At 45.9% G+C, this 16,850-nt stretch carries 16 protein-coding genes; 12 read left to right on the top strand and 4 right to left on the bottom strand.

Annotated features, from left to right (window positions below; genetic code table 11):
- Nucleotides 1–320: transposase (locus tag CSD97_RS07500; protein WP_143272414.1), on the bottom strand; the 320-nt coding region annotated here is incomplete at its 3' end.
- 209 nt (nucleotides 321–529) lie between these two features.
- Here CSD97_RS07500 and CSD97_RS07495 point away from each other — a divergent pair.
- The 5 genes from CSD97_RS07495 (at nucleotide 530) to tsf (ending at nucleotide 4,332) form a co-directional block, all read left to right on the top strand.
- The gene (locus CSD97_RS07495) at nucleotides 530–1,021 is read left to right on the top strand and encodes a DUF4488 domain-containing protein (RefSeq protein ID WP_035450126.1); all 492 of its coding nucleotides are present in this window, start codon (nucleotides 530–532) and stop codon (nucleotides 1,019–1,021) included.
- A 335-nt stretch (nucleotides 1,022–1,356) separates the two neighbouring features.
- Nucleotides 1,357–1,818, top strand: a complete 462-nt coding sequence (gene rplM / locus CSD97_RS07485; RefSeq protein WP_005829602.1) for a 50S ribosomal protein L13 — start codon at nucleotides 1,357–1,359, stop codon at nucleotides 1,816–1,818.
- A 6-nt stretch (nucleotides 1,819–1,824) separates the two neighbouring features.
- Entirely contained in the window at nucleotides 1,825–2,211 is a 387-nt protein-coding gene (rpsI, locus tag CSD97_RS07480; protein ID WP_005829603.1) for a 30S ribosomal protein S9, read from the top strand.
- 172 nt (nucleotides 2,212–2,383) lie between these two features.
- Nucleotides 2,384–3,217, top strand: coding sequence for a 30S ribosomal protein S2 (gene rpsB / locus CSD97_RS07475; RefSeq protein WP_005829604.1), 834 nt, complete (start codon nucleotides 2,384–2,386; stop codon nucleotides 3,215–3,217).
- 122 nt (nucleotides 3,218–3,339) lie between these two features.
- Complete coding sequence (gene tsf / locus CSD97_RS07470; RefSeq protein ID WP_005829605.1) at nucleotides 3,340–4,332, top strand: translation elongation factor Ts; 993 nt, start codon at nucleotides 3,340–3,342, stop codon at nucleotides 4,330–4,332.
- Between the two features lie 112 nt (nucleotides 4,333–4,444).
- Here the strand turns inward: tsf and CSD97_RS07465 are convergent, their stop codons facing one another.
- Nucleotides 4,445–4,792: a translation initiation factor gene (locus CSD97_RS07465; RefSeq protein WP_061411216.1), complete on the bottom strand. Its 348-nt coding sequence runs from the start codon at nucleotides 4,790–4,792 to the stop codon at nucleotides 4,445–4,447.
- A 150-nt stretch (nucleotides 4,793–4,942) separates the two neighbouring features.
- Here CSD97_RS07465 and CSD97_RS07460 point away from each other — a divergent pair, with 150 nt between their 5' ends.
- The 5 genes from CSD97_RS07460 (at nucleotide 4,943) to CSD97_RS07440 (ending at nucleotide 8,896) form a co-directional block, all read left to right on the top strand.
- A complete protein-coding gene (locus CSD97_RS07460; protein WP_061411218.1) occupies nucleotides 4,943–5,599 on the top strand; it encodes a redox-sensing transcriptional repressor Rex in 657 nt (218 codons plus the stop codon).
- Nucleotides 5,599–6,216 (top strand): fumarylacetoacetate hydrolase family protein, encoded by a 618-nt coding sequence (locus CSD97_RS07455; RefSeq protein ID WP_061411220.1) that lies wholly within the window; start codon nucleotides 5,599–5,601, stop codon nucleotides 6,214–6,216. The genes CSD97_RS07460 and CSD97_RS07455 overlap by 1 nt, the downstream gene beginning before the upstream one ends.
- 74 nt (nucleotides 6,217–6,290) lie before the next feature.
- Nucleotides 6,291–6,770 (top strand): 2-C-methyl-D-erythritol 2,4-cyclodiphosphate synthase, encoded by a 480-nt coding sequence (gene ispF / locus CSD97_RS07450; protein ID WP_005829658.1) that lies wholly within the window; start codon nucleotides 6,291–6,293, stop codon nucleotides 6,768–6,770.
- Nucleotides 6,771–6,801: 31 nt separating this feature from the next.
- Nucleotides 6,802–7,818: a metallophosphoesterase family protein gene (locus CSD97_RS07445; RefSeq protein ID WP_098032195.1), complete on the top strand. Its 1,017-nt coding sequence runs from the start codon at nucleotides 6,802–6,804 to the stop codon at nucleotides 7,816–7,818.
- Nucleotides 7,819–7,840: 22 nt separating this feature from the next.
- Nucleotides 7,841–8,896: a Gfo/Idh/MocA family oxidoreductase gene (locus CSD97_RS07440; RefSeq protein WP_057097605.1), complete on the top strand. Its 1,056-nt coding sequence runs from the start codon at nucleotides 7,841–7,843 to the stop codon at nucleotides 8,894–8,896.
- Nucleotides 8,897–8,907: 11 nt separating this feature from the next.
- Here the strand turns inward: CSD97_RS07440 and CSD97_RS07435 are convergent, their stop codons facing one another.
- Nucleotides 8,908–9,768, bottom strand: a complete 861-nt coding sequence (locus CSD97_RS07435; protein ID WP_061411225.1) for a hypothetical protein — start codon at nucleotides 9,766–9,768, stop codon at nucleotides 8,908–8,910.
- Between the two features lie 67 nt (nucleotides 9,769–9,835).
- Nucleotides 9,836–10,891 (bottom strand): porin, encoded by a 1,056-nt coding sequence (locus tag CSD97_RS07430; RefSeq protein ID WP_061411227.1) that lies wholly within the window; start codon nucleotides 10,889–10,891, stop codon nucleotides 9,836–9,838.
- A 285-nt stretch (nucleotides 10,892–11,176) separates the two neighbouring features.
- On the opposite strand from CSD97_RS07430, the gene CSD97_RS07425 reads away from it, so the two are divergent.
- Nucleotides 11,177–13,456 carry an exo-alpha-sialidase gene (locus CSD97_RS07425; protein WP_227203983.1) on the top strand — a complete coding sequence of 760 codons (2,280 nt, stop codon included), beginning with the start codon at nucleotides 11,177–11,179 and terminating at the stop codon, nucleotides 13,454–13,456.
- A gap of 509 nt (nucleotides 13,457–13,965) precedes the next feature.
- Nucleotides 13,966–16,377 carry a hypothetical protein gene (locus tag CSD97_RS07420; protein WP_232058988.1) on the top strand — a complete coding sequence of 804 codons (2,412 nt, stop codon included), beginning with the start codon at nucleotides 13,966–13,968 and terminating at the stop codon, nucleotides 16,375–16,377.
- The last annotated feature ends 473 nt before the right edge of the window (nucleotides 16,378–16,850 follow it).

Below are 16,850 nucleotides of genomic sequence, written 5' to 3'. Positions count from 1 at the left end.
CGGTTGATCGTGATAAAATCCGGATGCTCATTACCGGCAAGCCAAATATAATGAATGTCACGAAGGAGGTGCTTCTCTATTTTACGGCAAGAATAGATATTATTCATGTAGGCGTAGATTATCACCTTAAGCATCATTTTAGGATGATAAGGACAACGGCCCGTTTCCTTATAAAGCTTCTTGAAACTCTCAAGATTGAGGTTGTCAATAACAGCATTCACGATGCGGACCGGGTCGTTCGCAGCTATGTTTTCATCAATTCTTTGTGGAAAAAGAACGGTTTGGTTGGGAATGTAAGGACGAAAATGTAACTTTGCCATAACGAAAAACTTTATGCCTAAAGATACGAAAACTTTGGGTAATAACAAAGCCCGGGCTTGAGAAAGTCTGGGCTTTGCGCATAAAAAAAGGCTGTGTCAGCATTTTGACACAACCTCTTTTTTTATACCCAAAAATGTTATAATCTCAAAATAAATCTTTATATTTGTGTCTAACGGAACGACATAACGTTAACCAACATCATACGAATATGAAACGGAACTATTTCTTTACCATGCTGGCAGCGGTGCTGCTTGCGGTAGCGGGAGCCAATGCGCAGGAGAGCGCAGAGTTTAGGCCTGCGGAACTGGCAGGAATTTGGCAGTTATGTCATTATGTGTCTGAAATCCCGGATGTTCCCGGGATATTGAAACCGAGTAACACCTTTAAAGTGCTGAGTGATGACGGCCGTATTGTCAATTTTACAATTATTCCAGGCAAAGATGCCATCATCACTGGATATGGGACTTATCAGCAGCTGACGGATAATTCCTATAAGGAAAGCATTGAGAAAAACATCCATTTGCCCATGTTGGACCATAAAGACAATATACTGGAGTTTGAAATAGGGGACGACGGGGTAATGTACCTGAAGTATTTTATAGCTAAGGACTTGAATGGTAATGAACTGAATACATGGTTCCATGAAACATGGAAGCGGGTGGGCATGCCTGCAAAATTTCCCGAAGACCTTGTCCGTTGATATTTCTTTCTCTTTCCCGTTTCTTTCTCATGCAGCTTTGAAAGCCTTCTATGACGGCACCGACCGATGAAGGCCGCATCATAAAGAGTTGTTCTGCGGAGATTCTTCCCTTTCTCCGCAGGATAACTTTGTCTGTTGTATATCAGCCAAGTGGCTCTCTAAAAAAAAGTGGAAAACTTTTGCCAGTTCTAAGAAAAACCGTACCTTTGCAAGCCGATTATTATCTCAAAAGGATAAGCATTTAATTCATAGCGAGTTAATCTTCCATTGTCCGGGATGACTGGCTTGCGGTGAAGAAAAAATTTTAGTAGTAACATTTTAAAAAACAATTAAGAGTGGATACTTTAAGTTACAAGACCATTTCTGCAAACAAAGCTACAGTGACTAAAGAATGGGTCATTGTTGACGCTACAGACCAGGTATTGGGTCGTCTGGGCGCAAAAGTTGCGAAACTGTTGAGAGGAAAGTATAAACCTAACTTTACCCCTCACGTAGATTGTGGCGATAATGTAATCATTATCAACGCCGACAAAGTAAAATTAACCGGTAACAAGTGGAATGACAAGGTATATCTGTCATATACAGGTTATCCCGGCGGCCAGAGAGAAATCACTCCTGCCCGTTTGCAGGCAAAACCGAACGGTGATGACAAGTTACTGAGAAAAGTAGTAAAGGGTATGTTGCCTAAGAACAAGTTGGGCGCAAAATTGCTGGGCAATATGTATGTATATGCCGGCAGCGAGCACAAACACGATGCTCAGAACCCGAAAATGATTGATATTAACGTACTTAAATAAGAGATAATGGAAGTAGTAAATGCATTAGGCAGACGTAAAAGTGCAATTGCACGTATTTTCGTAAGCGAAGGTACTGGAAAGATTACTATTAATAAGAGAGACCTCGCAGAGTACTTTCCATCAAGCATTCTTCAGTATGTAGTTAAACAGCCGTTGAATAAGCTGGGTGTTGCTGAAAAGTACGACATCAAAGTTAATCTCTGCGGTGGCGGTTTCACCGGCCAGTCTCAGGCTTTGCGTTTGGCAATTGCCCGCGCACTGGTGAAAATCAATGCTGAGGACAAGGCTGCTCTCCGTTCTGAAGGTTTCATGACTCGTGATCCTCGTTCTGTTGAACGTAAGAAACCGGGACAACCGAAAGCACGTCGTAGATTCCAGTTCAGTAAACGTTAAGAGTTGGAGAACGGTTGGGGCGGACAAGTTGCTTAATTCTCGACTTTCACCTCTCAACTCTCAACTGAAAAAGCGTTTAGTATCTAAACTACCGGGACTCTTCAGATTCAGACTACCCGGCGGTTGGTTTAGAAGAAACAAAAAAGAAAGTAAACGATTAATTTAAAAGAAAATGTCTAGAACAAATTTTGATACATTATTAGAAGCCGGTTGCCACTTCGGTCACTTGAAAAGAAAGTGGAACCCTGCAATGGCTCCTTACATCTTCATGGAGCGCAATGGTATTCACATCATTGACCTCAACAAGACGGTTGCTAAAATTGACGAAGCTGCTGAAGCTTTGAAGCAAATCGCTAAATCAGGAAAGAAAGTCCTGTTTGTTGCTACTAAAAAACAAGCTAAGCAGGTGGTTGCCGATAAGGCTGCATCTGTAAATATGCCTTATGTAATCGAGCGTTGGCCGGGTGGTATGTTGACTAACTTCCCGACTATCCGTAAGGCTGTCAAGAAGATGGCTACCATCGACAAGTTGACAAGCGACGGTACCTATTCAAACCTCTCCAAGAGAGAAATTCTTCAGATTTCACGTCAACGTGCAAAGTTGGACAAGACTTTGGGCTCTATCGCTGACCTGACTCGTCTGCCGTCTGCTCTGTTCGTTATCGACGTAATGAAGGAAAACATCGCAGTTCGTGAAGCTAACCGTCTGGGGATTCCCGTATTCGGTATCGTTGATACAAACTCCGATCCTACGAATATCGATTTCGTAATCCCGGCAAATGATGACGCTACTAAGTCAGTAGAAGTTATTCTTGATGCTTGCTGCGCTGCTATGCAGGAAGGTCTGGAAGAACGTAAGGCCGAAAAGGTAGACATGGAAGCTGCCGGTGAAGCTCCTGCCAACAAAGGTAAGAAGAAAGCTACAAAAGCAAGACTCGACAAGTCCGACGAGGAAGCAATCAATGCCGCTAAGGCTGCTGCTTTCATGAAGGAAGAAGAGGCTTAATCATACTGTTGAGAGTTGAGAATTGAAAGTTGAGAGTTACTTTACGGCAATTCTCAATTCTCTATTCTCAACTCTCAATTACTTTATAAGGATATTATTAACAATTAAAATAAAAAGATATTATGGCTGTAAGTATGGCTGATATAACCAAGCTCCGCAAGATGACCGGTGCTGGTATGATGGATTGCAAAAATGCTTTGACTGAAGCTGAAGGCGATTTCGACAAGGCAATGGAAATTATCCGTAAGAAGGGACAAGCTGTTGCAGCTAAGCGTTCAGATCGCGAGGCTTCTGAAGGCTGTGTGCTGGCTAAGACTACGGGTGACTTTGCCGTTATCATCGCTCTGAAGTGCGAAACTGACTTCGTGGCTCAGAATGCTGATTTCGTGAAATTGACTCAGGACATTCTGGACCTTGCCGTGGCTAACAAGTGCAAGACTCTGGACGAAGTAAAAGCTCTGCCGATGGGCAACGGTACTGTACAGGATGCTGTAACAGACCGTAGCGGTATCACTGGCGAGAAGATGGAGTTGGATGGTTACATGACTGTAGAAGGTGCAAGCACTGTGGTTTATAACCACATGAACAGAAATGGCCTCTGCACTATTGTTGCTTTCAACAAGGCTGTTGAAGAAGGACTGGCTAAGCAGATTGCCATGCAGATTGCTGCCATGAACCCGATTGCAGTAGACGAAGATGGCGTATCTGAAGAAATCAAGCAGAAGGAAATAGATGTTGCTATCGAGAAGACAAAAGCTGAACAGGTACAGAAGGCTGTTGAGGCCGCTTTGAAGAAGGCTGGTATCAACCCGGCTCACGTGGACAGCGAAGACCACATGGAAAGCAACATGGCCAAAGGCTGGATTACTGCTGAAGACGTGGCAAAGGCAAAGGAAATCATTGCTACTGTTTCTGCCGAGAAAGCTGCACATCTGCCTGAACAAATGATTCAGAATATTGCTAAGGGCCGTCTTGGCAAGTTCTTGAAAGAAGTTTGCTTGCTGAACCAGGAAGACATCATGGACGGCAAGAAGACAGTTAGAGAAGTCTTGAAAGAAGCTGATCCTGAATTGAAGGTTGTTGACTTCAAACGTTTTACTTTGCGCGCTGAATAATTCCGCTTAGAAACGATTCTATAAAAAGAAGTGGCCGTATATGGGGTTGAATTCCTAAACGGTCACTTTTTTTATGCCTCTACAGTTGCAGTGAGACGGATGATGGTTTGGTTTATCCTACGGGCTTAGTTTGCGTGTATCCTTCAGCTTTCAGCAGGTCAATGACACGCTGTTTGAAGTCGCCCTGCACAATGATTTCTCCATCTTTGGCACTTCCACCCACTCCACATTTACTTTTCAGCAATTTGCCCAGTTCTTTCAGGCCATTGTCGGTGCCCACGAAACCGGTGACAAGAGTGACGACTTTGCCGCCCCGGTTCTTGCGGTCCAGCTGCACGCGCAAGCGTTGTTGTGCAGGGGGGAGGGTAGCTTGCTCCTCATCGTCATTCATCTCATATTTGTAGTCCGGGTTGGTGGAATAGACTATATTCAACCGTTCTTTCCAATCATTATTCTTCATACTTTTTTTTAAAAAACTTCCCAAAAGTACGATATTATGTGGAATTATGCAATTAGAAATTATGTTAAGCTTTTGTTGCATCCGTGTTACTGATTAGAAAAAAAGCACTACTTTTGTCAATCGCAATATTGAGAACTTAAATAAGAAACTATGAGCAGTCCGTTACAGAAAAAAGAAACCATGAAGGTGCCGGAACCTACTTTGCGCCGGCTTCCGTGGTACCTTTCCAATGTAAAGTTGCTGAAACAAAAGGGGGAACGATTCGTATCATCCACCCAGATTTCCAAGGAAATCAATATTGATGCTTCACAGATTGCCAAAGACCTTTCGTATGTTAATATCTCGGGCCGTACGCGTGTGGGATATGAGGTGGACACGCTGATAGCTGTACTGGAGGATTTCCTGGGATTTACCAATATACACAAAGCATTTCTGTTCGGTGTTGGAAGCTTGGGAGGTGCTTTGCTGCGCGACTCGGGTCTGAGCCATTTCGGTTTGGAGATAGTGGCTGCTTTTGATGTGAAGCTTGAATTGGTGGGTACGACATTGAGCGGCATCCCCATCTATCATTCGGACGAGTTCAAGCAGAAGATGCAGGAGTACGATGTCAATATAGGCGTGCTGACGGTACCTATCGAAATAGCCCAGCAGATAACGGATTCCATGGTAGAGGGTGGTATCAAGGCCGTATGGAACTTCACCCCGTTCCGTATCCGCGTTCCCGAGAACATTGTCGTGCAGAACACTTCCCTTTATGCCCATCTGGCCGTGATGTTTAACAGACTAAACTTTAACGAAATCAAGTAATGAAGATTATTGCTGTAGGAATGAACTATGCTCTGCACAACAAAGAGCTGGGACATACACACGAGAATAAGGAACCGGTTATTTTTTTGAAACCCGATTCAGCTATACTGAAAGATGGCAAACCTTTCTTTATCCCCGACTTTTCCAACGAAGTGCATTATGAGGCGGAAGTGGTGGTACGCATCTGCCGTTTGGGCAAGAATATTGCTCCTCGCTTTGCCCATCGCTATTACGATGCGGTGACGGTGGGCATCGACTTCACGGCACGCGACTTGCAACGTAAGTTCCGTGAGGCGGGTAATCCGTGGGAGCTTTGCAAAGGTTTCGACAATTCGGCAGCTATCGGTACCTTTGTTCCTTTGGAACAGGTGGGCGGCAATGTACAGAATCTGGACTTTCGTCTGACGATTGATGATAAGGAGGTTCAACGTGGCCATACAGCGGACATGTTGTTCCGGGTAGATGATATCATTGCCTATGTCAGCCGCTTCATGACCTTGAAAATCGGTGACTTGCTGTTCACGGGAACACCCGCGGGAGTCGCTCCCGTCAGCATCGGACAGCACTTGCAGGGTTATCTTGGGGAAGGGAAAGTACTTGACTTCAATATTCGCTGATTATCTTCGTCTTGTTTTTTCTTGTTACCTCGCTTTTTTTCCGTACTTTCGTGTCAACTTAAAGAAGCAACGATATGAAGATACGTGTAGGTTTTGGCTTTGATGTCCATCAACTGGTGGCAGGGCGCGAACTTTGGCTGGGCGGTATCCGCCTGGAACATGAAAAGGGATTGTTGGGGCACTCGGATGCGGACGTGCTCATCCATACTATCTGTGACGCATTGCTGGGAGCGGCGAATATGCGTGACATCGGCTATCATTTTCCTGATACTGCCGGTGAGTTTAAGAACATAGACAGCAAGATTCTGCTAAAGAAAACAATAGAATTGATAGCTACCAAAGGCTATTCGGTAGGTAACATTGATGCCACCATCTGCGCTGAGCGGCCTAAGTTGAAGGCCTATATTCCCGAAATGCAGCGTACGCTTGCCGCGGTGATGGGAATAGACGAGGATGCCATCTCCATCAAGGCCACCACCACGGAGAAACTCGGCTTTACGGGCAGGGAGGAAGGTATATCCGCCTATGCCACTGTATTGATAGTGAAGGAATAATAATATCAACTCAATTTAATCATCCACTTATATGAAGAAAATCTCCTTGGCCTTTTGTCTGGCACTTTTATCCTCCTTGTTCTGCCCGGCACAAGTATCGCCTTTGCAGTTCAACAAGAACGGAGAGTTTAAAATCGTCCAGTTTACAGACATCCACTTCAAGTATGGCAATCCGGCTTCGGATATTGCTTTGAAGCGTATTGGCGAGGTGCTTGATGCTGAGTGCCCCGATTTAGTAGTCTTTACCGGCGATGTGGTTTATGCCGCACCTGCCGATACAGCCATGCGCAAGGTGCTTTCCTATGCTACGGACCGTAAGATTCCTTTTGTCGTAACCTTTGGCAACCACGACAACGAGCAGGGAAAAACACGTGCTGAGCTTTATGACGTTATCCGTTCCATGCCTTTCAATATCCAGCCCGACCGTGGCGGAGTAGAATCTCCCGACTATGTCCTCACACTGAAATCCTCGGACGGCAAGAAGGATGCAGCCCTGCTTTACTGTCTGGATTCCCATTCCTACTCCAAACTACCCGACGTAAAGGGGTACGACTGGCTCACTTTCGACCAGGTGAACTGGTACCGCCAGCAGAGTGCCACTTATAAAGCAAAGAACGGTGGGCAACCTTTGCCTGCACTAGCATTTTTCCATATTCCTTTGCCGGAATATAACGAAGCCGCTTCCGACGAGAACGCCATACTGATAGGTACCCGCATGGAAAAGGCTTGCGCTCCGGAACTGAATACGGGCATGTTCACTGCCATGAAAGAGGCTGGTGATGTGATGGGTATGTTTGTCGGGCACGATCATGACAACGATTATGCCGTAATGTGGAAAGGTATCCTGCTGGCTTACGGCCGTTTCACCGGTGGTAATACCGAGTACAACCATTTGTCCAACGGTGCACGTGTCATTTTGATGAAGGAAGGTGCCCGTACTTTCACCACCTGGATTCGTCTGAAAGGTGGCGAAATTATTGATAAGACGGTCTACCCCGACAGCTATATGAAGGACGATTGGCGTAAGCGTCCGTTGGTGACGGAATAATGGTGAACTTAAAAAGAACGATATGGACAAGATAAGGACCGGATTAGCCGCTTACGGAATGTCGGGACGTGTTTTCCATGCCCCCTTCATCTCCACTAACCCTCATTTTGAATTGACTGCCGTTACGGAGCGCAGTAAGGAACTCTCCCGGGAGAAGTATCCCGACGCTTGTATTGTGCGGAGTTTTGAGGAACTTATCGAAGTGGAAGAGCTGGATTTGGTTGTCATCAACACGCCGGACAGCACTCATTATGAGTATGCCCGCCGCGCCCTCGAAGCAGGTAAGCATGTGGTTGTGGAGAAGCCTTTCACCACCACCGTGGCAGAAGCTGAGGAACTTGTGGCATTTGCCGCAAGCCGGGGGCTGACCTTGAGCGTTTACCAGAACCGCCGGTGGGACTGCGATTTCCTGACAGTTAAGCAAATACTGTCCAAAGGCTTGCTGGGGCATCTGGTGGAGTTTGAATCCACCTTCCCCCGTTATCGTAATTTTATCAAGCCGAATACTTGGAAGGAAACCGGACAAGATGGGGGCGGCTTGACCTATAACCTGGGTGCCCACGTCATAGACCAGGCTGTGCAGCTGTTCGGTATGCCCGAAGCCGTCTTTGCAGATATTGCCACGTTGCGCAAGGACAGCAAGGTAGACGACTATTTCATCATCCATTTGCTACGTCCCTCAAAGGCGCCCGAAGTGAAGATAACGCTGAAATCCAGCTATCTGATGTGTGCGAGCGAACCCCGTTTCGTCCTCCACGGTAGGGAAGGTTCTTACGTGAAATATGGTTTCGACCCGCAGGAAGCCGCCTTGACCGAGGGCGTATTGCCCGGCACTTCGCACTGGGGCGAGGAGGACAAATCCTCTTGGGGACTGCTTTATACGGAAAAAGACGGTAGAATTGTTTATGAACCCTATCCAAGTCTTCCCGGTGATTATGCAGCTTTTTATGAGAATATCTATCGGCATATCCACCACGGCGAACCTTTGCAGAGCGATGCCCGCGAGGTGGTCGGAGTCATCCGCTTGATTGAGGCAGCCTGGGAAAGCAGCCGTATGCAGCGTGTGGTTCGTATCTGATAGAAAATCTTTTACCCGGTAGGGACGTGTAACTTTACATGTGTCAATCGGGTGTATTTCGTACTTCCTATTATATAGGTACGCGCGATGCGTGCCGATGCTATCTTCATTACTTCTCCCATCTGGTAGGCATGTTCCACGGCGGGCAGCTGGCATGATTTCCGGCTTGCCGTGCGTGCATTCAGCCGGATGCTGACGAAGTTGCCGATGGAGTCTTTCAGTTTCAACACTTGGCGTACATAGAAATAAGGAGTGGTCCCTTTGAGCTGCGTCTTGTAGGGGTTGTCTTCCAGTCGCACGCTGAGTACGGTCAGTGTCAGGTTCTCCACTTTTTCCCCTTCCTTCCCCAGGAAACGTCCGCCGGTGGTTTGGTACGTTTTTCTTCGTTGTATGTCGAGGTGGACTGAATGGTAAATCTTGGCAATCTGTACGAAACGTTCCTGCTTGGGGATGCGTGGCTGGAATTTGAAGGCTATCCACGTAAGATAGGCAGGGTCTATACGGAGAATTTCGTGCAGGAAATGTCCGTGGTATTTGCCTATGGAGATAATGTCGTCCCCTTTGCTCTGCATTCTTTTGGCATTGTACTCCACAAGCAGCAGGCTGCGCGGTGAGTAGAAGCATAGCGTGCTTGCCATCCGCAACGTTTCGTGAATGTCGGTGGAAAGGTCGCAAATGTAGAAGATGGACTGTCTCCCGGGCAGTGGAGAGTAAATCCACAAAGTATATTGGAGATACTCAGGCCGGGGCAGTACGATAAGATAGGCCCCTACTTCCTTATAAGAGGCTCTCCCTTGATTGTATGCATTCAGTTTACTATACAATAAGTCTTGTTCAGTCTGCGGTATACCGGGTATGATTGGATTTGCCATAGCTCGGAATAATTTATTCCAAATATACATTTTTGGAATGAAAGAAACAAGGGGAAGCCAAGAAATATCAGAAGCGTACCATCAATTCCAATACTACTTTGTCTTGTTCCGACTCCTTCGCTATGCTGTTTTTGGCATAGAAGTATTTCTCGTAATTCAACCGGAGGTCTGTGCGGAATGCTTTGCTGAGGCTGAAGGTGATGCCGCCCGTTAGGCGTTGGCGTTTGTAGTCGGTCACCGTCAATCTGCCGGTTTCTTCATCGGCGGTTTTGGCGTCGCTCTGGTCGGTCATCATGTCGTAGCGCAGCAGGAAAGACATTTTGTTGAATACTTTCCGTAACGGCAGATCGTAGTTGATGAAGGTGTTGACAGCGTGTACATCTTTGAAAGCGTTGTCGGAATATTGCTTGTACAAATATTCGCCTTCGATATGGAAACGGCCGGTTTCATAGTAGGCACCGATGTCGTAGGATTGCATACGTACTTCTTCCGGCTGGATGCTCTGCACGCTCAGTGTTAGGTTCAGTCCTTTGGTGAAGAGAAATTGGGCTTTGGCGGAGTAGTTCACTTCCTTGTGCCATTCTTTCTGGTTAGTCAGTCCGGAACCGTTGAAAAGTCCTCCTTCCACAGTGATAGGTACACCGGTAGGCAGGGTATATCCTACTGTGAACCCCACGTCCCGTACATTGCCCACTTGCTTGGCGATGAACGAGCGGTTGGGGAAGTATTGCTGGTGCGGTGAGCGGTGGGCGTCGATGGTGAAGGGGACGCGCATTTGTCCGGCGGTGACTGTCAGTCCTTTTGTCGGGAAAAGCCGGGCGTAGGCATCCAGCATCTTGATTTGACCTTCGTCGGAGAGGTCTATCTCGGCTTTGTAGGCTACGCTGGGCAATACGTTACCCGTCACGCTGACGCGGGCATTGCGTACTTCGAAACGTCCTGCACCCATGGTGGTCTGATATTCGTATTTGGCGCGGATGGTTCCGTGGACTTCCGGCAGGTAGTCTTTGGTTTCCATCTTCTCCTTTTCAATCTTTTTTCCGTCCTCGTTGATGGAGGGCGTTTGGGCAATTGCGGCCAACGGCAGCAGGGCAATCAGTACTGTCAATGCACTTTTTTTCATAATCTGTTGTTGTCGAATGATTTGTCGGCGACAAAGTTCGGACATACGTGTTGTGTTTTTGTGTCATATATGTTGCATTGTTGTTACAAAAACTGTTAGAGAGAAGAACTGTGATAGGTGCCGTTTTAATCTTTTTATGGCTTGATTTAGTTTCTTGTTTTTATTAAAACGTTGGTTGTTAGGATTATATGTGCACTGAGCAAAAGTTTCAGTCTGAAATATCAATGAAATATTCCTATCTTTGAAGAAAATATCAAGAACGTTTGTTTTAGAACTCTGATGCTTATGAAAAGACAGTTGTTTTTAGCAGGAATAAGTTTGATGCTGGGGGGCATGTCAATGCTTGCCCAAGATATATCTCCGGTGAATTCCGTTTCTTACGAATGGAAGAGCGTACCGATAGTGGGAGGAGGCTTTGTGGACGGTATTGTTTTTCACCCAGAAGCTCCCGGTATCCGTTATTGCCGCACCGATATGGGAGGGGCCTATCGGTGGGATGCTGCTTCCTGCCAGTGGACGCCCTTGTTGGACTGGATAAGTCTGGATGAAAGCAATCTGCAGGGAGTGGAGAGCATTGCCATTGACCCGCAGAATCCACAGAACGTGTATATTGCCTGCGGTACGTATACCAGTAGCTCCAATGGGGCCATACTCTGTTCTTATGATGGCGGCAGAACCTTTGCTCGCGTTGATGTGCCTTTTACGATGGGTGGCAACGAGAATGGGCGTGGTAATGGGGAACGGATGATGGTGGACCCGCAGAATGGGAATATCATTTATATGGGAACCCGTTTGCATGGCTTATGGCGCAGTACGGATAAGGGGAGGAGCTGGGCACGGGTAGCGTCTTTCCCGAATGTCTCCGAGAAGCTTAATCCCGTCGACCGTGCCGCATGGGGGAATCGCGGCAGTGGTATTGTCTGTGTTGCCTATGATGCACAAGGCACTCGCGACGAGCGTGGCACCCGTGACATTTATGTGGCAGTGTCATTGATGGGCAGGGAAAATCTGTTTGTGAGTCACGACTATGGTGAAAGTTGGCAGCCGGTCGGGGGACAGCCGATGCAGTATCGCCCCACGCATATGGTCTTGACCGGTGACGGGCAATTGGTTCTGACGTATGGAGATACTCCCGGTCCAAGCCAGATGGGGGATGGAGGTGTGTGGAAATACGATATCCGTAAAGGCAAATGGACAGACATTTCTCCCGTCAGACTGCCAGGTGGCGAAAAGGCAGGATTTGGCTATGCAGCCGTATCTGTAGATTCTCGTAATCCGAAGCATCTGATTGCCAGTACACACAGTCTAGGGGGCAAGCACGGTTATAAAAGTGATGAGATGTTCCGTACGACTGACGGTGGCAAGAGCTGGAAACCGATTTTCAAGACGGGATATGAGTATGATTATTCCAAAGCTCCCTATACAAAGGTAGCGCCCCTACACTGGATGTTCGACATAGAGATAGACCCTACCGACGCTGAACATGCCATGTTTACCACCGGTTTCGGTGGCTGGGAAACTTTTAATCTCTCTGCCGTGGAACGCGAGGAACCGGTGAAATGGAGTATCATGTCTGCCGGTATCGAAGAGACCGTGCCTCTCGAACTTTATGCTCCCGAAAAAGGGGCGCGCCTGATTTCCGGTATCGGTGATTATGGTGGCTTTACGCATTTCGACCTCAATCGACCCGATTCGTTGGGCAGCCATGCCAATCCTCATTTCGGAAATACGAATGGAGTGACAGGCGCTTGGCTGAAGCAGGATTTGGTAGTCAGGGTTGGTACACTGTTTGGCCATCAGCCGGATGCAAAGACTATCTCATATTCAGAAGATGGGGGCAGGCACTGGACTATGTGTGCTACCGTTCCAACAGAGAAGTCTCGTAATGGGCATATCGCCGTGGCAGCAGATGGCTCTTCTTGGATTTGGATACCCGACCGCTCGAAGGCTTATCTGACCCGTGATAAGGGGGCTTCTTGGCAAGTTTGCCGTGGTTTGCCTAAGAATATCCGCGTCATAGCAGATAAGGTGAACCCCAAACGTTTTTATGCTGTAGATGCTGTGGCCGAAATATTGTATAGCAGCGAGGATGGTGGGGCGACTTTTCATGCCGACACATTGAATTTAACGGTTAAACGGTCCCAACGCGGTAATGCCGGTGCCGCTGTACGAAGAGGAGATCTGCGTGGAGGGCAAGACCGTATCTATGCTACTCCCGGTCGTGAAAAAGATTTGTGGATTGCAGCTTATGATGGTTTGTACCACTCTGTCACTTCAGAAAAATTTGATTTCCGTGTTTTGGATAAGGTACGTACCATCTATGCTTTTGGCTTCGGCAAGGCAAAGCCGGGTAATGATTATCCTGCCATCTATCTGATAGGCGTAATCAACGGGCAATATGGTTTCTTCCGTTCTGACGATGCGGCTAACTCTTGGGTACGTATCAACGATGATGCCCATCAATATGGCTTGGTATTGCATATCTGCGGTGACATGCAGGAATATGGACGGGTTTATATAGGGACACATGGCCGGGGAATTGTGACGGGAGTACCCGCGTCATAGCTTTTCTTCATGCAGTTCATGTAATCTCCTTTGTGCCTACTTTTCATCAAGTCCGTACATCTGCAGCCTTTATGGGCACTGAGATGATACGGACTTTTAGTTTCTTATATTGTCATTATGTACTGTAGGTTACTGCCGTCATTTCGGTATTTGCAGTCATTACCTCCATAATCTCTTCTCTTACGAATATTGTCTTTTCATTTAGTATAAATTTAGTCAACATCCGTTTGGAAAGTCTTGTGACTGTATGATATATTACTTTTTCAAAGAAAATATTTTTCGTTCGTTTATATTTTAATATATTTGCATTCCAATCTTCCCATCATTTGTTAATAAATGTTGGCTAGTGTTTGATGATGGTATTGCATAACCTTAAATGAAACCTAATGGTACACTTGTATAGATATATCATTTTTATAATTGGCCTTTGCACTACCCAACTGGTTTCCGCATACGGATTAAGATTTCGTGGCGCGGTCAGTCCTATTGATCAAAGAACATCCTATGATGTGTTTGCTCATAGTTATCCTTCTTTCAGAGACTATTTTGACTTGGAGTTCAATATAGCTTTGTATTCTACCGAGAGCGTCGGTTATATCTTGCGTGTTAAGGGGAAGGATGAAGGACAGATTTTCAATCTTTTTTTTGATTTTCGTGGTGATGATATCTTGTTCCGTTTGAATCAAGAGGGGAAGTGTGTGTTGATAGCCTTGCCTGTCAATAAGGCTGGAGCGATGAAATCCCATTGGTTTAGGGTGAAGATAGCCTTTAACTTGAAGCAGGATGAGATTACTCTCAAGATTCATGATCAGGAAAAAGTATGCAAGGGTGTAGCACTTGCCGATGAGTTCAGCCCGAAAATAGTGTTCGGTAAGAGCGACCACATTATTGACGTTCCAGAGATAGCTATTGATAAGTTGGTTGTGCACGCTGACCACACTTACACGTTTCCTTTGGATGAGGCGGAAGGAGAATCGGTTTTTGACCGGGAAGGGATTCTTTACGGTAAAGTGGAAAATCCGGTGTGGCTGATTAATGAGGCCTTTCACTGGAAGCGGGAGGGCGGTTTTGCGTCGGCTTCAGAAGCAGGTTCTTGTTATAATATTGGTAGAAATGAGATTTATTATTTCAATCGTGATTCGTTGTTTGTCTACAATATGGAGACGGGAAATATTTCTGCCAAGGCTTTTACCGAACGGTGTCCTGTGAAGTTGTTTCTTGCCGGTAGTTTCTTTGACAGTGCCAGTGAAAGGTTATATGTCTACGAGGTATATACAGAGAATGGGGATGCGGAGCCTATGATAGCAAGTCTAGACTTGAATACATTGGGCTGGAGAGTAGAGAGTTACAGTCGGCTCAGCATGCAGTTGCATCATCATTGTTCCTATTATGATGCAGTCCGCAAGCGTTACACCATCTTCGGTGGTTTCGGCAATATGTATTACAGTAATAAATTCTATATATTCGATCCGGAAGAAGCGCGTTGGGATACACTTGGTTCTCTATCCGGTGATTTTCTTTGTCCCCGTTATTTCTCTTCGGCCGGTTATTTGGACAGTAACCATTCTGTCTATATTTTTGGCGGTATGGGCAATGAGTCGGGTGACCAGGTAATAGGCCGCCGTTATTTTCACGATCTTTATAAGGTGGATTTGCAAGAGATGCATGTGCAGAAACTTTGGGATATTTCGGAAGGACAGCCCAATGTGGTGCCGGTGCAGGATATGCTGATACAGAATGATTCTTGTTTTTATGTCTTGCGTTATCCCGAGAGTGTGTCTAACTCGTTTTTGCATCTCTACCGTTTTCTTATAAAAGATGGCAGCTGTCAGATATTGGGTGATTCCATTCCCATTTACTCTGATAAAATCACGACAAATGCTCGTCTTTATTATAACGAGCGTTTAAGCAGGCTTTTTGTGACGGTGCAGGAAACACGTGATGACGTATCTTCCAAATTTTCTGTTTATTCGTTACTCTTTCCACCGGTTTCTCTTGAAAAATATATTGCGAATAACAGTGGAGGAAGTGTTTCACGTGTATGGCTAGTGCTGGCGGTCGCGGTTGTAGTTGGTGGAGGCGTATGGATAGTGTACAAGTGGCGCCGAAACTCCGGTAAGGGCGAGGCCGGCAAAGCTGTGAGACAAGACAAGGAACAGCTTCTTGATGCTTCTGATACCACTAAGATGGAGAGGCAGGCAGTAGATGCGGGAACTGCCAACTCCATGTATTTATTCGGTGATTTTTCCGTTTTCGACCGGAGTGGTCGCAACATCTCTTATATGTTTTCCTTGCGTATCAAACAAATATTCTGTCTCATTTTGCGTTATAGCGATGCCGACGGAATTTCTTCCAAACAACTGAGTGACTTGATATGGCCCGACAAGCCAAAAGATAAAGTGAAAAACTCGCGTGGAGTAGCCATCAATCATTTGCGCAAGATTCTGAAAGAACTGGATGGCATAGAACTGGTTTATGAGAAAGGATGTTTTCGTTTCACGCTGTCTTCTGTCTTTTATTGTGATTATCTGCGTTTTATGGCGATAGTTGCTGAAAACCGGGTAGAGAATTGCCGGCAAGAGTTCCTGCATATTGTAGGGCGTGGCAAGTTTGTCGGCTTTATGGACGATCCGTTGTTCGACGGTTTTAAGCAAGATGTGGAGTGCCGCCTGGAAGTGCTTGTTTTACAGTTGATGAAAGAGGCTTTTGAGGCTCAGGATTATTCGGAAGCTGTGAGTTTGGCTGAAGCGGAATTCAATATTGATCCGGTGAACGAAACAGCCTTGTCTTGTTGCATCAAGTCACTTTTCATGCTTAAGCATGAAAATGCTGCTATTGGTACTTATCAAAGATTTGTGGCAGAATACAAAAAACATACGGGGGAAGACTACCCTACTCCTTTCAGCCTTTATTGGAATTAGCTTTCCCGGTATGCTGCATCCGGTATTTTTTGTCTTTGCTTTTTCTTTTATTTTTCTGTCTGCTTTCCTGAAGTTCTTGTTGTTGTTCTTATATGCAATTGAAAAGTATTTATAAAATATTTTTAAGTTTAGGCACATATGTAGGCTATCTCAGTCGTATACTGAGATAGCCCATTATTTCTCCTCTGATAATTAGGCTCCCAAAATCGATGAATTCAATATGGTAAATGAAGACAAATGGGCTGTTGAAAATAAAGATTTAGTAGGACTTATACGATAATTGTTTTATTCGCGGCACTACTTTTGTGGCTTAAAGTGTTAGGCGAAGTCTGTACTTTCTTTTATGGGTTAAAATGATCTGGATTAATGTTTTTTTTATGCCATTATACCCAAATTAACCCTAAAATTAACCCATGTGGAATCAATTTTGCAAATAAGGGGGCGGTTTGCAACACCCTGAGGCTGATGTGGGC

Origin of the sequence: Bacteroides sp. AR29 (assembly GCF_900217715.1) — a bacterium.
Lineage (GTDB): Bacteria > Bacteroidota > Bacteroidia > Bacteroidales > Bacteroidaceae > Bacteroides > Bacteroides uniformis.
Note: the sequence above shows the minus strand (reverse complement) of the source record. Positions and strands in the feature narration are given on the sequence as shown.

Coding starts and splice junctions, on each gene's coding strand:
- CSD97_RS07495 (WP_035450126.1), top strand. CDS start 530: ATGAAACGGAACTATTTCTTTACCATGCTGGCAGCGGTGCTGCTTGCG.
- rpsI (WP_005829603.1), top strand. CDS start 1,825: ATGGAAGTAGTAAATGCATTAGGCAGACGTAAAAGTGCAATTGCACGT.
- rpsB (WP_005829604.1), top strand. CDS start 2,384: ATGTCTAGAACAAATTTTGATACATTATTAGAAGCCGGTTGCCACTTC.
- tsf (WP_005829605.1), top strand. CDS start 3,340: ATGGCTGTAAGTATGGCTGATATAACCAAGCTCCGCAAGATGACCGGT.
- CSD97_RS07465 (WP_061411216.1), bottom strand. CDS start 4,792: ATGAAGAATAATGATTGGAAAGAACGGTTGAATATAGTCTATTCCACC.
- CSD97_RS07460 (WP_061411218.1), top strand. CDS start 4,943: ATGAGCAGTCCGTTACAGAAAAAAGAAACCATGAAGGTGCCGGAACCT.
- CSD97_RS07455 (WP_061411220.1), top strand. CDS start 5,599: ATGAAGATTATTGCTGTAGGAATGAACTATGCTCTGCACAACAAAGAG.
- ispF (WP_005829658.1), top strand. CDS start 6,291: ATGAAGATACGTGTAGGTTTTGGCTTTGATGTCCATCAACTGGTGGCA.
- CSD97_RS07445 (WP_098032195.1), top strand. CDS start 6,802: ATGAAGAAAATCTCCTTGGCCTTTTGTCTGGCACTTTTATCCTCCTTG.
- CSD97_RS07440 (WP_057097605.1), top strand. CDS start 7,841: ATGGACAAGATAAGGACCGGATTAGCCGCTTACGGAATGTCGGGACGT.
- CSD97_RS07435 (WP_061411225.1), bottom strand. CDS start 9,768: ATGGCAAATCCAATCATACCCGGTATACCGCAGACTGAACAAGACTTA.
- CSD97_RS07430 (WP_061411227.1), bottom strand. CDS start 10,891: ATGAAAAAAAGTGCATTGACAGTACTGATTGCCCTGCTGCCGTTGGCC.
- CSD97_RS07425 (WP_227203983.1), top strand. CDS start 11,177: ATGAAAAGACAGTTGTTTTTAGCAGGAATAAGTTTGATGCTGGGGGGC.